Source organism: Fibrella forsythiae, from assembly GCF_017353175.1.
GTDB classification, from domain to species: Bacteria; Bacteroidota; Bacteroidia; order Cytophagales; family Spirosomataceae; genus Fibrella; species Fibrella forsythiae.
Genome location: NZ_JAFMYW010000007.1, coordinates 428024 through 442614, shown reverse-complemented (window position 1 = coordinate 442614; position 14591 = coordinate 428024). Strand labels below are relative to the sequence as shown.

Here is a 14591-nt window from a genome sequence, read left to right as displayed (position 1 = left end):
AATGGTACTAATTAAAACCCGGGATTCTGCGGGAAGCCAGGTGACCCATCAGCGGCTTTTTCGGTCCGGTCGATCTGGGTTTGTGGAATCGGGCGTAGGTTATGAATGTCTTTCACGTTGGCAGCACCATCTGGGTTATACAGTTTAACCCGCTCTACCAGATTACCCCAGCGCTTCAGATCCATCCAGCGCATTTGTTCGCCAGCCAGTTCGCGGGCGCGTTCCTGCATGATCATTTCCATGTCCAATTGAGCCGCCGTAATTTCCATAGCTGTCTCTTTGCCTGAATAAGCTGCCCGGCGACGAACCGCGTTGATGGCGGCTACCGCTTCGGTTGTTTTTCCCTGTTTGAACTGGGCTTCGGCCAGAATCAGGTACGTCTCAGCCAACCGGAACGCCAGGTAGTCGCGGCTACCCTGTTCGTAGGTCAGATCGGGCCGAAGCGGGTCGAGGAATTTCTGGAGCGTTGGAAACAATGCCGCAGAGTAGGCGCTAGGGACAAGCACCTGATACGGTTTTGCGGCCCGCTGTGCTACCGTCCATTCAACACCTGGAATATAGATAGCCGTATCGCCGGCTTTCAGGGTCATTTTAGACTTGCTGTTATCAAACGACGTGTTCAGGTTGGTGCCTGGGTTGTTGCTCAGCCAGGTATCCTTGAACGTCTTTTTATAGCGCGAGTCGTTTACCCGGTCTTTGAAGACCGTTTCGAGCAGGTACGTTGTTGGGCGCAGCCGTTTGAAGGGGCGGTCGTTGGCGATGTCGCGCTTCATGCCGGGCTGTACGTCATACTGCATACCAAAATACAGGTGGAGCTTGTTACCATCCCCGTTGTTGGTATTGGCCGTGTTCATGTTCGTCAATGGGTCTGACGTGTACTGAACGGCAAAAATGACTTCGTCATTGATTTCACCCGCCCCTTGCGAGAATACGCTGGCAAAATCGGGCAACAGTTTGAAGCCGTAGTTGGCAATAACACTCTGCGCGTTGGTCGCTGCTTTTGCATAATCATCAGCTGCTTTGGCCGATGAGGTTGCCTTGGTTAAGTACACACGCGCCAGCAAATGCTCGGCAGCGCCCTTGGTAGCCCGACCGTAGTCAGATGATCTGATCTTCGTGTCCAGATCCGGGATAGCTGATTCCAGGTCTGAGATGATGGTCTTATACACATCAGCTTCTGAGGCGCGTTTGGTGACTTTTGTGGGCCCGAGCGTTTCTGTAAGGCGCAGGTCAACACCGCCAAATTGCTGAACCAGAATAAAGTAGTAGTGAGCCCGGAGGAATTTCATCTCCGCGACACGCAGTTTTTTAGTGGCATCTGAAACGGTAGCAGCCGGAGCCCGTCCGATTACAGCGTTGCAGGTGTTGATACCCTTGTATAACTCCTCCCAAACTTGCTGAAGGATGTCAACGAAGCTATTCATCTGGGTGTCGTAAAAGTGAAACCCTTTATAACTGCCATCTGCTCCGGTCGTGTAGATATCCGTGCCATACTCGGTCATGGTCAGGCCACGCTCAGATGCGTAGAAGTTTCTCAGCGACGAATAGGCGGCTTTGCTGGCATCTTCAAAGCCCTTAGGCGTATTGATGTAATCGTTACCAATTGCAGAAACTACTTTTTCGTCCAGGATATCCTTGCAGGCCTGACCGCTGAGCATAAGGGCGGCAAGGGCAAGAACACGGATTGATTTATGTGCAAATTTTGATTTCATGTTTTTTTAATCGTTAGATGGCTGTACACACATCAGGCAAAACAGATTTGCTTAGAATTTGACGTTTAAACCAAAGGTCACTACCCGGGTAGCTGGCGTAACACCGTTGCTAACCGTTCCGTCGCTTGTTTCGGGGTCAACACCGTTGTATTTCGAGCGGTATGACGAGAAGATGAATGGCTGCTGAATGCTGCTGAACAGACGCAGTGATTGAACGTGGATTTTCGACGTGATGCTGGTTGGGAACGTATAACCAAAGTTGATGTTCCGCACTTTAACAAATGAACCGTCGAAATAGATGATTGCTGAGTTGTAAACCGGGAATTCCTGGCTCGAGTTTGGCCGTGGGAATTCGTTAGTTGGGTTGTTCGGTGTCCAGTAATCAACCTTGATCTGCTGATAACGACCGGCCAACTGGTTGTTATCCCGGTGGAAACCGCTCAGGATAGTCTGACCAATACGGGCATAAATAAAGAAGTTCAGGTCAAATCCTTTATAGGCGAACCGGTTGGTAACACCACCGCTCCAGGTTGGAATATCAGAACCCAGGAACACCCGGTCGTCGGCCGTGATTTTGCCATCACCGTTAGTATCCTGCACTTTGATCTGGCCAACGGCGCTCTGGTACGATTTGGCTGCATCGGCTTCGTTGGTCTGCCAGATACCTGCTTTCTTGTAATCGAAGAACTCCGTCAGTGGGTAGCCGATAAAGCGTTTGTTCCCTACGTCGTCAACCGGTCCGTTGAAGAGGGAGACGATGGCTTCAGTGTTCTTCGAGAAAACGAAGTCAGACGTCCATTTGAAGCCTCCTTTGTTCATGTTTACTGTCGAGACGCTAACCTCGATACCTTTATTACGCGTTTCACCGATGTTGCGGGTTACTGCGTTGAAGCCAACCGATGTTGGCAGCAGGTCGGACAGCAGCAGGTCGGTTGTGTTGGTCAGGTATGCTTCGATAGCACCCGTTACCCGGCCACGCCAGAGGCTGAAATCAAGCCCTATGTTTGTGGTTGTCGACGTTTCCCATTTCAAATCAGGGTTGCCGATTGTGTTTGGGCGGTAGCCGTAAGCCGGGTTATTTCCCCAGGCGTACACCGTACGATCAAGTAATCCCTGCGTTTGGTATGGCGCTACCCCCTGGTTCCCTACCGAGCCACGGCTAGCCCGCAGTTTCAGGAGGTCAACCCAGGTAGACCCTTTCATGAAATCCTCATTGCTGATGTTCCAGCCCAACGCAATGCCCGGGAAATTACCATACTTGGTGTTTACCCCGAACCGGCTTGAACCATCCCGACGAATCGTGGCCGTCAGCAAATATTTGTCTTTGTAGTCGTAGTTGATACGACCCATGTACGAGTTGATCGTCCACTGCACCAGGTTACTGCCTACACCCAGTACTGAACTGGCGTTGCCTTCATTGTAGAACTGCTGCGATTCGGCCGGAACACCCTGTACGGAGATGTTATTCTGCTCGAAGTTATCGCGCTGAACAGACCACAGACCTGTGATACCGAAGTTATGATCGCCAACTTTTTTGTTATACGTAACTACGTTTTCCAGCGTGTAGTTGAAGCCAAATGCGCTGGCTGTTTGTGCCTGTGGGTCACCTCCTTTACGGGCGTTGGTTTGGGCGCCAATGAAGCGGCCATAGCGGTTTATCGTGAAATCAGGACCAAAGTTGACCCGGTATTTTAGACCATCCAGGATGTTTACTTCAGCGTAGATGCTGTTGAATATCCGGTATTTCTTCCGCTCTTCAATCTGTGCACCGGGCACTACTTCGGCCAGTGGGTTAGTCAACAGGGCGTCGTTGGTTGGCGAGAAAATCAGGTTTCCGTTGTCGTCGTATGGCCGTCCGAGTGGGTTTTGCTGAAGGGTAAAGTTGTACGGGTTCAGGCCTTCACCATTGCGGAGGCTGTACATCAAATACGTTGACAGACCAACACGCAGCACTTTATTGATCTGGTGATCAACGTTTGCCCGCAGCGAATAACGGGTAAAGTCCAGGCCAGGCATGATGCCCTGATCTTTGAAATAACCAGCCGAAATGTAGAACTGCGTTTTGTCGTTTCCACCCTGAATACCCAGTGAGTGGTTCTGCTGGAAACCTTGTTTCAGGATTAATGACTGCCAATCTGTGTTCCGGTTAGCGGCAAGCCCGGCTGCTACGTTCGGGTCACCACCAAGTACGGCCACTTTCGAGTCGGCGTAGGCATCTGCTACACCCGTTGGTACAGGATTACCGTTCGCATCTTTGTAGTTATTCGTAGTCCGATAAGCTTCGCGTACATATTCGGCAAACTCCGCACCAGTAAACAAATTAATTTTGTCAAGGGCGGTAGTAACACCCGCGTAGTTGTCGTAACTGATCGTCGTTTTGTTGTTGGCAAGCCCCCGTTTGGTTGTAACCAGTACAACGCCGTTGGCACCCCGCGCACCATAAATAGCGGTGGCAGTGGCGTCTTTCAGGATTTCCATTGAGCCAACATCATTCGGGTTGATATCTTCATAACCGGCCGACAGCGGGATTCCATCTACTACATAAAGGGGATCATTACCCGCGTTGAACGAACGGCGACCACGAATACGGATCGTTGGTACGGAACCTGGGCGGCTACCCGACTGTGCAACATCGACACCTGCTACCCGGCCCTGCATGGCCTGACCAATGTTGGTGATCGGTTGCTCGGTGATTTGTTTAGGGGTAACCGATGAGATAGCGCCTGTTGTCTGGCTCTTTCTCAGGCTACCGTAACCAACCACCACCACTTCGTTCAGCGCACGCTCGTCATTGGCCAGCGTTACGTTAATGCTAGAGCGATTACCAACAGTTTGCTCTTGTGAGGTAAAACCTACCGATGAAAACACCAGAACAGCTCTGTCGTTTGGTACGCTAATGCGATAGTTGCCTTCTGCATCAGTTGTGGTACCACGCGTGCTTCCTTTAACGGTTACGGTTACGCCGGGTAACGCAATCTGCTCGTCGCTGACGCGGCCAGTGATCGTGCGTTCCTGCGCAAAGGCCGAAGCCGTACACAGACAGCATAGCCAGAAAAAGGCTACTGCGAGTTTCCGCCGATACTGCGGCGCATTGAGGTAGTAAGGGATCATAGATTGGAAGGGTATTATTTAAACATAGAGTTTAACTAAATGAACTTATGCTGGTGAATACTTCACTATTCGTGGCAAAAGTTTACCTTTTGCCAGAATCTACTTGTCCTGATGTAGGGTAATCCCTAGCCAATGCTAGATTTTACGGGTTGAATGACCTACTACACCGTTTTCGTAAATTCCCGGTTCGATAAAATACTTTTATACTATGGTTTGGGTATCCGTATTTATCGATAATGCCCCCTTTAAGGCGGTATACGCAAACCGATCAGGCGTTTCGCTGGTTTACGTGCGAACGAATTGAACAAAGGGAAGCTATGAGTAAGGGTATAATCATCACCGGGGCATCGTCCGGAATCGGTAAAGCGGCCGCCATCGTGTTTGCCCGGCGAGGTTGGCAGGTTGCCGCAACCATGCGCCATCCGGAAAAGGAAACAGAGTTGACACAATATCCGGGCGTCAGACTATACGCGCTGGATGTGACTCGGCCTTCCAGTATTGAGCAAGCGATAAAGCAGGTACTACAGGATTTCTCACAGATCGATGTTCTGCTCAATAATGCAGGCTACGGACTGGTTGGTCCGTTGGAGACAGCTTCGGAAGAAAAGATTATGGAGCAATTTCAGACAAACCTGTTTGGGGCCATGCGCATGATTAAAGCACTGACGCCACACTTCCGGGAAGCAGGGGGCGGCACAATTATAAATGTCACCTCAATTGGCGGATTGGTTGGCCTGCCGTTCAACGCCATTTACCACGCCACAAAGTTTGGGCTGGATGGCCTCTCAGAGTCACTGAACTACGAACTCAGCCCATTCAATATCCGGGTGAAGGTGGTAGCACCCGGCGGGGTAGTGACCGATTTTGCAACCCGTTCGCTGAAACAGACAACGGATGGTGCCAGCGTATACGACGAAAGCCTGCAGAAGGTATTTGCCGCGTTTGCCCGGCGAGGTGGCAACTACTCGACCGGGGAGCAGATTGCCGAGGTGATCTACGGGGCTGCTACTGATGGAACGGATAAACTCAGGTACGTTGCCGGTCTGGATGCACAGCGACTGTATGACCAATGGAAAGCGCTAACCAACGAGGAATTTTTTACCATGATTCAACAGGGTTACGGTCTGGCTGAGTAGGCGCTACCACAAAGTTCCAGGTACGTTGATGATGTGTAATGCCGAAGCTCCAGCTTCAGTAGTACGAAACTGGCAACGTACCTGCAATTACTCCGCTTTCTTGTCGTCATTGGCAATCTTTTTCTTCTCCCGATTAGGCGTTGCGCTCATTTTGCCGAACCGCCAGTTAAGCGTCAGGCGGATGTTCCGAATCACCGTGAAATTAGTGCCGTCGGAAATGAAGGTGGCCGTACGCTGTTGCGCGTTTATGATGTTATATTCCCGAAATGGGTTTTCGAACGTAGCCGTAACCGTAATGTTCTGCGGTTTTATCTCTTTCCGGGCAGAGAAACCGTAATAATAAAAACCCGATGACTGACCCTGCAGTTGAATTCGGCGCGAGGTATACGACCCATTGGCCTGAACACTGTAATTCTTTGGCAACTGCACCGAGGTGTTGATATTCATCTGATAACTCCAGTTTCGGTTGCTGGTCTGTAAAGCCGGGCTATTTAGAATGTTGTAGTTTACCCCAATAGAGCCACTCACGTTCCACCCTTTGGTTGGTTTCACCGCGCCAAACAGATTGGTGCCGTATGTCGAATTGCGGGCAATGTTTCGGTACGTGCTATTCGATATTCCGCTTGAATCGACGGTGGTGATGCGCTCGATGGCATTGTTCGTCTGCCGCCCGAAAACCATCAGGTTAACGGTTGTGCCATTTTTCAGGAAGGTGCTGAATGACGCTTCCACCGAGTGGGCCAGTTCGGGGTCCAGAAACGGGTTGCCCGACTGAATGTTCTTCGGATCCACCGAATTGACGTACGGGTTCAGAAAGGCAATGGATGGTCGCTGAATACGCTGGCTGTAGTTTAACCGCACCCGCTGTTCCTTTCCAAACCGTTTGGAGACACTTACGTTGGGCAAAAAGTTGTTGTAGTCATCGTTGAATTTAGTGCTCGTCGATCTGAAATCGGCGTTTATCATCGTTTTCTCGTACCGCCCGCCAACGCTAAAACCCCAGCGATTGTCGGTCCGCATGCGGAATGAAGCGTAGGTAGACCAGATCGATTGCTGGTAATTGAACACATTGGCGCGGCGCGGGTCTTCCCGGAAATTCAGTGACCCGTCGGGGGCATTCTCCAGATGGTAATCGCTACTTACATCGCGCCGGATCAGCTTGCTTCCAACTTCCAGCAGGCGCTGTTTCTTCGTCGAGAACGGATGCGCGTAATCGGTCTGGATGGTCAGCTCGTTCTGTTGGTTGATGTTCCGGTTCTGTTCGCGGTAGTTAATCAGGCCGTTTTCAGGTAAGACAAACTGATTCAGCACGTACCCGCTTTGGCCATCGTTCTGGTTATACTGGGCCAGAAACGTGTATTCCTGATCAGCGCTTCGCTTGAACGTCTTCGTATAATTGACGTTCAAATCCATGTTGCTGTTCCGATTTTGGCTGTCGGTATATCGGCGAAACGCTTTCACGGTGTCTACGCTCTGTCGGGTATCGCGGGTGGAGAAGGTATTCCGGTTATCGCCGCCGAAATTGGCATCAACACCGATCCGGTTGGTCGAGTCAAGGTCGTAATCGAGGCTAAACGAGCCAAACGTTGAACGCCCCTGGTTGGTAAATACGTTGGATTGAGCAATAATGCTGGCGACCTGCCCGCTGCGCAGATTTTGCCGAACATTACTGGAGCTTCCGTATGAATTTGTCCAGTTTTCACCACCAAAGGCCGTTATACTGAGCTTATCGCGCTTCAGATTAAAATTGCCGCCGAGGTTATTCCGGCGCGTACCCAGCGTTCCGGTAAGGCCGCCGGTCATTCCCTGCAATCGGCTTTTAGTAATAATATTGATCACGCCCGCCGTTCCCTCCGAATCATATTTGGCTGACGGAGCCGTGATAACCTCCACCGATTTGATCAGTTCAGCCGGGATCATCTGCAAGGCTTCACCGATGCTTCGGGCCATAATGCTCGATGGTTTGCCGTTCACCAGCACTTTAATGCTACTACTACCTTTCAACTGAACGGTTCCGTCTGGGTCGATAGTGAGAAGCGGGACTTTTTTAAGCACGTCGATGGCTGTTCCACCTGTGTTGGTCAGGTCTTTTTCGGCGTTGTAGACCAGCCTGTCGTCTTTGTCTTCGATCAGGGCTTTTTCGCCCGTCACCACCACTTCATTCAGTGTTCGGCTGTCGGTGCGCATCGAGATAACGCCCAGCAGAATAGGAGGGGAGCCGCTGGTTATCAATACGTTTTCAAGGGTCTTCGTTTCATAACCCATGAAACTGGCCACCACCCGATACGTACCTGGTGCAACGTTATTGATCGTGAATTTGCCTTGCTCGTCAGAGGTGGTGCCGCCAATCGGTTTGTTTGTCAACGGATCATAGAGCGCTACTGTGGCAAACTCAACAGGCTTATTCAGACCGCCATCGACCAGACTTCCGCTGATACGGCCGTTGCCGGAAAGTACTGGTCGGGCTTTGGGTACTGGTACAGGGACGAGTGAGTCGGGCTTTGCAAACACCAGCGAATCGGCGGGGGGGGCGGTTTTAACGGAATCAGGTGTTTGCGCCTGCAGACAGATGGGTAGCAAGGCTAAGATGACCAGGAAAAGATGATTCATACGTTGGCGGAGTAGGCGAAATGGAAGCCCATGAAGTCAAACCCAAAGTTACTTCCGACTATCCCTGCTTACTCCATATTCGAAATCTATTCAGAAAGTGGTCAATGAGCCTGTTCGTAATGAATTGATTATAAATAGATAAATGGCAAGGTAGCCGGTTATTGGGTTGGCCAAAACGTAGGCTATTGCAGCATGAATTGTTATTACGGTACAATATTTTGTCTGATTATTTATAAAATGACTAAGGGATACAAGACCTTTTTTTGACTACTACATGAATGGCCTTACGATCGATCAACACGTACCTGTATCATGTACCTGAGTGGTTATGTATGGCTATATGACAATAACTGCTCAGTAAAGCCAGAATTTATTCGTCCTGCGAAGGGACAATTTTACGGAAAGCTTGTTTTAGCCTCTTATGCGATCAATTTGCCTTACAGGATAAATTGTAGAAAATGTAATGATAATCAAAGAGGGATGCCGTTACGCCTTCTTTCACATTGGTTTGACCCTTTTTCAACTAGCTGTTACTACTCTCAACTACGTATGAAGTTTACTAACTACGCGTCGATGCCCGATGCCCAGTTGTGGGAAGAGGCATTAAACGGTGATAAATTGGCTTATTCGTTTCTGTACGAAACCTACGCTCCAATTCTCTACAACTATAGTTTTCGATTCACCAGCGACAGAGCATTCACAGAAGATTGTGTGCAGGAGTTGTTTCTACGATTACTGGAGCGCGGTAACCAGTTGTCGAAAACAGATTCAATCAAGTTTTATCTGTTCAGATCAATACGCCGGGAGATTGTCAGGCGGTTGGAAGCCCGCGACCAGCAAACGTTACCCCTGATGGAACGTGACGTGGATTTTCGGGTCGAGTTTGCCCATGAATCATCCTGGCTGGATAACCGAATCAGCGATGAGCGGTCCAGTGAGTTACTGATGTTATTGAATGAATTGCCAGCTCGCCAGAAAGAAGCCATTTTTCTACGGTTTTACGATGAACTTCCGTACGAAGAAGTGGCCCAGATCATGGGTATCAATCAGCTGTCGGCTTACAAAACCATTTATAAAGCTCTCGCCAACCTGCATCAGAAAATGCCCGCCCGGTCGGTTATGCTGTTGCTGGCAGCCATGATGTCAGCGTCTAAATCGCTCGCACACGCATAAGTACAGGCCATTTTACGCCAATCAGAAAAGCCGGACCGCAACGTCCGGCTTTTCTGATTGGCGTAATCGTGAATTTAGAATTAATAGAATATTCTGAGGGATAATTTATCGGATTCTCAGATTTGGCTTGTCACAACCAACGACGGCCACTCATGGACATACCTGATTACAGCGAATACGGCTTCGAAGATTTCCTGATGGACGCTGATTTTCGGACGTGGGTAACCCAGCCTACGCCGGATACCGATGCGTTCTGGCGTCGATTCGTAGCTACTCACCCCGAACTTCGGAAAACCATCAGTGAAGCAATCTGGGCGGTTGAGCACCTGACCATACAACCGTATCGGCTATCTGCAGGTAGCCAGGAGCGAATATGGCAGCGGCTAGATGCAACCTACGATCGGGTAATTGCCGAGCGAAGCGCGCTGGTTGATGATGAATCTGATTCAGTTGTTCGCCCTATGCCAATGCTGGGACGTACCTGGTTCCGGGTAGCCGCCTCATTGACGGGCGCATTGCTGATGGCTGGTGCTGTCTGGTACACGACACGCCCGCCCGTACAACATACGATTCAAACGGCGCTGACCGAAATGAAACGGGTTACCCTGCCCGATGGGTCGGTGGTGACGCTAAACCGTAATTCGTCGCTTACATACACCGATAACTGGAACGAGGATCGTCCCCGCGAGGTGTGGGTAGACGGGGAAGCATTCTTCGCCGTACAACGGCACGCCGCGACGAACGCGACCCAGCCAACCCGCCCATCCGACGCTTTCATCGTGCACACGAACATGATGAATGTGGAGGTACTCGGCACCAAGTTCGACGTAAACACCCGGCGCGGCAAAGCTCGGGTGGTGCTCAACGAAGGTAAAGTAAAGCTGACCCGCCAGCGCGAGGGCGTTGAAGAAAGCATGATGATGCGGCCGGGCGATCTGGTCGACGTGATTCCGGCCAAAGAAGGATTCGTTAAACGCCGGGTAAAGGCCGACAATTACGACGCCTGGAAAAGTGGTCAACTGCAATTCGATCAGACAACCATCGCCGAGATCATTGATGTGCTTGAAGATACGTACGGCTGGCAGGTAACCCTCAATGCCCCCAAACTGGGCAAACAAACCTTTTCTGCTACAGTACCCGCCAGTCAGCCCGATCTGCTGCTGGCCCTGCTGACCGAGTCGTTCGGTGTGAAAATTCGTCGGCATGGCAACACGGTAACCATTGATTAGTAACCCTACTTCCATTTTATCACAGTGTAAACTAGTCTCTTCCCAATATGTGTAGAACACTACTCTCCTTAAGAAAAGCAGCCTGTTTGGTAGGCATGTCTCTGATAGGTGGTGGCGCAGGAACAGCCTCAGCGCAGGATTTTGCGCTGGCATCTGATAAGCCACAACTACAGCAATCAGCGCCAGCATCGAGCCGAAGGAGTAACGTACGCCTCCTGCGCGACTGGCTGGATCGGCTGGCCAGGCAACATAATGTTCGCTTTGCCATCAATGATCAGATGATCGCAAATAAGTATGTTGATGGGAGTACGATACGCCTCTCGAATCTGGAGAGTGCGCTTGAGGCCCTGTTGACGCCGCAGCACCTGACCTACAAGAAGGTGGCAGATTATTACGTCATTCAACCTATAAATGAAGCACCAGCCGCCCCGCATCCCGAATCACGCACGAAAGCATCCTCAGATCTAGGTGATGCCATGTTTCTGTCGCCTGTTGGGTCGCTTCAGGGAGCTGATGCCAACTCGATGACGGTGCGTGTAGTGGCACCAAAAGACAAGACCGTGCGCGGAACCGTACGGGATGGGGCTAACAACGAAGGCCTGCCTGGTGTAAGCGTTGTTCTGAAAGGTACCCAGCGCGGCACAACAACCGACGCCAACGGTAATTTTCAGATCGACGTACCTGACGCCAACGCTATCTTAACCTTCAGCTACATCGGTTTTATCAATCAGGAAGTTACGGTTGGGTTGCAAACAACGATCACGATCGACCTGAAACCCACCGATCAGTCGCTGAATGAAGTGGTGGTTGTCGGGTATGGTACCCAGAAGAAAGAATCGCTGACGGGGGCTATTTCGGCTGTGTCATCGAAAGATATTGGCCGGGTACACGCCACCACGGTGACAGGGATGCTGGCGGGAAAAATCCCCGGCGTTCAGTTTCGTCAGCCAGATGGTCGTCCGGGAGCTTCTGCCAATATCCAGATTCGGAACATGGGAGGTAACCCGCTGTTCATTATCGATGGCGTTCCCAAAGACAAATCGCAGTTCGATAACCTGGCCCCCAACGACGTTGACAACATTACCGTACTGAAAGATGCCTCGGCGTCTATCTATGGGTCACGGGCGGCCAACGGGGTGATTATCGTTACCACCAAACGGGGTGCAACCAACCAGAAAAGCACCATTAACCTGGACGCTTACTATGGCGTTCAGAACTGGATGCGCTTTCCAACGGTACTCAACGCCTACGATTGGAACGTAGCCAAGGCTGAAGCTGAAGTCAATAAAAACGGCACGACCAGCTATACGCAGGCTGAACTCGACAAGTATAAGGCGGGCACCGAATATGGCTACCAGAACTTTGACTGGTACGACTATATCGTAAAGAATAATTCACCGCAGTCGAACATTAACCTGAGTGCCAGCGGAGGATCGGATAAAATCAACTACTATGTGTCTGGTACCCGACTGGATCAGAACTCGGTATTGGGGCGGGAATTTCTCTTCAACCGGACCAACTTCCAGGCCAACGTCGACGCGAAAATTACCGACCGTATCAAGATTGGCGTTAACGTAGCGGCCCGTCAGGAAACGCGGAAGAACCCGGGCGTACCAGGTGGTGATGACTACTTCGCCCCCAAATTCGCCATTTTCCGGAATCGGCCCAGCGAACGACCTTTTGCCAATGACAACCCGGCGTACCTGAACACAATCAGTAATCCCGCCTCAAACTGGGGCTATCTGAACTACAAAGCAGCCGGTTTCTTCGAGGAAACGATCAACTCGGTTACGCCGCAGCTGACGGGCGAGTACCAGACGCCAATTGCTGGTCTGACGCTAAAAGGGCTGTACTCGTATATGTTCCGTGATCTACAGCGCGACATCTTCGAGTATACCTACGATACCTACACATATAACCCGACCACGCAGGTGTATAACCTGACGGGTGGTAGCTCGAACCCTTACCGCGAACGGGCAAAAAACAACATTAACGAGTCGATCAGCCAGATTCAATTAGTCTACAACCGGAGCTTTGGTAAGCATAACATCAGCGCACTGGTGCTAAACGAGCGCCTATTGCGTCGTGAGCGCGATGTGTTTGTGCACTCGGTACCAAAAACCAATGTGCTGCCGTTGATCCAGTTCGCTGATACGGACACGTATAATGATAACGACAACACCCAGGCTCGGGTTGGGTACGTTGGTCGGTTCAACTACAACTACGCCGATAAGTACTTCCTGGAAGTAGCCGCCCGGCGAGACGCCTCGTGGAAATTTGCGCCAAGTAAACGCTGGGGTACGTTCCCGTCTGTTTCGGCAGGATGGCGCATCTCTGAAGAGGCCTTTTTCAAAAACATGATGGGTACCAGCCAGGTGCTGACCGACCTGAAAGTGCGGGCATCATACGGTCAACTGGGTGACGACAACGTTCAGCCAAATGGAGCCAACCTTGATCCATACGCGTATATCGCCGGTTACGGTTACAACTCGGGTATTGGTATCATGTCGGGTAATACAACGGTAGCTGCTCGTGACCGGGGTGTTGCCAATGACCGTCTCTCGTGGTTAACCGCCAAGGTGACCGACGTAGGCATGGACTTCGTTATGTTTGGTGGTAAACTGAGTGGTACGGTCGATTATTTCAAACGCGTTCGTGATGGCTTACCGGCCGTAAAAAGCGACATTTTTGTGCCTAGTGAACTGGGCTACAGCCTGCCACAGGAAAACCTGGAGCGCGATGCCGTTTCGGGTGGTGAAGCCTCTCTGGCTTACAACGGTCGCCTGGCCAATGGGCTGCGGTTCACGGTTGGTGGTAACGTGTCCTACGCCCGTCGCCGCTTCCTGTCCCCTTACAATCCGAAGTACGGTAATTCGCTACTACAATACCGCGATTCGCGCGAGAACCGGTATAGTGATATTTTCTGGGGTTACCAGGTTGTTGGCCAGTTCCAGTCGCTGGACGAGATCAATGCCTATACGATCAATAACGACGGTCAGGGTAACAAAACCATGCTTCCCGGCGACCTGAAGTATAACGACGTGAACGGTGACGGGATCATCAATGACCGCGACGTTCGGCCGATTGGCTATCCGATCAACCAGACGCCTATTCTGTCGGGTGGTTTGTTCTTCACCATTTCCTACAAAGGCTTCGACTTCGCCATGGACTTCTCGGCCGGTTCACTGATGGGCTTCAACCGGACCAACGAGCAGCGGAATGCGTTCCAGAACACGGGTAACGTACCCCATTACCTGTTCGATGACCGCTGGCACCGGCAGGATCCGCTCAACCCGGATAGTCCCTGGATACCGGGAAAAAACATTCCGCTCCGGTACAATGAAACAGGGCATAGCAACCTGAACCGTAACTCAGACTGGTGGCTGGTGAGCGTGTCGTACTTCCGCAACCGGACCAACGAAATTGGCTACACACTGCCTCAAAGCCTGACCAGCAAAGCGAAGATTCAGAAGTTGCGCATTTTCGTCAATACCTATAACCTGTTCTCGATCGACAACGCCCGCTCGTATGGTCTCGACCCCGAAGTGCAGGATGAAAACGGCCTGCAATACCCGCAAAACAAGCTGGTTAACGTAGGTCTTAATTTAGGTTTTTAAATC

7 protein-coding genes are annotated in these 14591 nt (G+C 51.0%); 4 read left to right on the top strand and 3 right to left on the bottom strand.

The genetic code is table 11. The annotated features are described in order from the left end of the window. Positions 1 to 11 precede the first annotated feature (11 nt). Positions 12 to 1712, bottom strand: coding sequence for a RagB/SusD family nutrient uptake outer membrane protein (locus tag J2I46_RS22850; protein ID WP_207331377.1), 1701 nt, complete (start codon positions 1710 to 1712; stop codon positions 12 to 14). 51 nt (positions 1713 to 1763) lie between these two features. Then, on the bottom strand, positions 1764 to 4823 hold the full coding sequence (locus tag J2I46_RS22845) for a SusC/RagA family TonB-linked outer membrane protein (RefSeq protein WP_207331376.1): 3060 nt from the start codon (positions 4821 to 4823) through the stop codon (positions 1764 to 1766). A gap of 317 nt (positions 4824 to 5140) precedes the next feature. On the opposite strand from J2I46_RS22845, the gene J2I46_RS22840 reads away from it, so the two are divergent. After that, entirely contained in the window at positions 5141 to 5959 is an 819-nt protein-coding gene (locus tag J2I46_RS22840) for an SDR family oxidoreductase (RefSeq protein WP_207331375.1), read from the top strand. Positions 5960 to 6046: 87 nt separating this feature from the next. Here the strand turns inward: J2I46_RS22840 and J2I46_RS22835 are convergent, their stop codons facing one another. Further along, positions 6047 to 8569, bottom strand: coding sequence for a TonB-dependent receptor (locus J2I46_RS22835; protein ID WP_207331374.1), 2523 nt, complete (start codon positions 8567 to 8569; stop codon positions 6047 to 6049). A gap of 549 nt (positions 8570 to 9118) precedes the next feature. On the opposite strand from J2I46_RS22835, the gene J2I46_RS22830 reads away from it, so the two are divergent. The 3 genes from J2I46_RS22830 to J2I46_RS22820 all read left to right on the top strand — a co-directional run bounded on the left by J2I46_RS22830 (position 9119) and on the right by J2I46_RS22820 (position 14588). Further along, positions 9119 to 9742, top strand: coding sequence for an RNA polymerase sigma factor (locus J2I46_RS22830; protein WP_207331373.1), 624 nt, complete (start codon positions 9119 to 9121; stop codon positions 9740 to 9742). A 152-nt stretch (positions 9743 to 9894) separates the two neighbouring features. After that, complete coding sequence (locus J2I46_RS22825) at positions 9895 to 10971, top strand: FecR family protein (RefSeq protein ID WP_207331372.1); 1077 nt, start codon at positions 9895 to 9897, stop codon at positions 10969 to 10971. Positions 10972 to 11066: 95 nt separating this feature from the next. Continuing rightward, the gene (locus J2I46_RS22820) at positions 11067 to 14588 is read left to right on the top strand and encodes a SusC/RagA family TonB-linked outer membrane protein (protein WP_229379895.1); all 3522 of its coding nucleotides are present in this window, start codon (positions 11067 to 11069) and stop codon (positions 14586 to 14588) included. Positions 14589 to 14591 lie beyond the last annotated feature (3 nt).

Coding starts and splice junctions, on each gene's coding strand:
- J2I46_RS22825 (WP_207331372.1), top strand. CDS start 9,895: ATGGACATACCTGATTACAGCGAATACGGCTTCGAAGATTTCCTGATG.
- J2I46_RS22850 (WP_207331377.1), bottom strand. CDS start 1,712: ATGAAATCAAAATTTGCACATAAATCAATCCGTGTTCTTGCCCTTGCC.
- J2I46_RS22830 (WP_207331373.1), top strand. CDS start 9,119: ATGAAGTTTACTAACTACGCGTCGATGCCCGATGCCCAGTTGTGGGAA.
- J2I46_RS22840 (WP_207331375.1), top strand. CDS start 5,141: ATGAGTAAGGGTATAATCATCACCGGGGCATCGTCCGGAATCGGTAAA.
- J2I46_RS22835 (WP_207331374.1), bottom strand. CDS start 8,569: ATGAATCATCTTTTCCTGGTCATCTTAGCCTTGCTACCCATCTGTCTG.
- J2I46_RS22845 (WP_207331376.1), bottom strand. CDS start 4,823: ATGATCCCTTACTACCTCAATGCGCCGCAGTATCGGCGGAAACTCGCA.
- J2I46_RS22820 (WP_229379895.1), top strand. CDS start 11,067: ATGTCTCTGATAGGTGGTGGCGCAGGAACAGCCTCAGCGCAGGATTTT.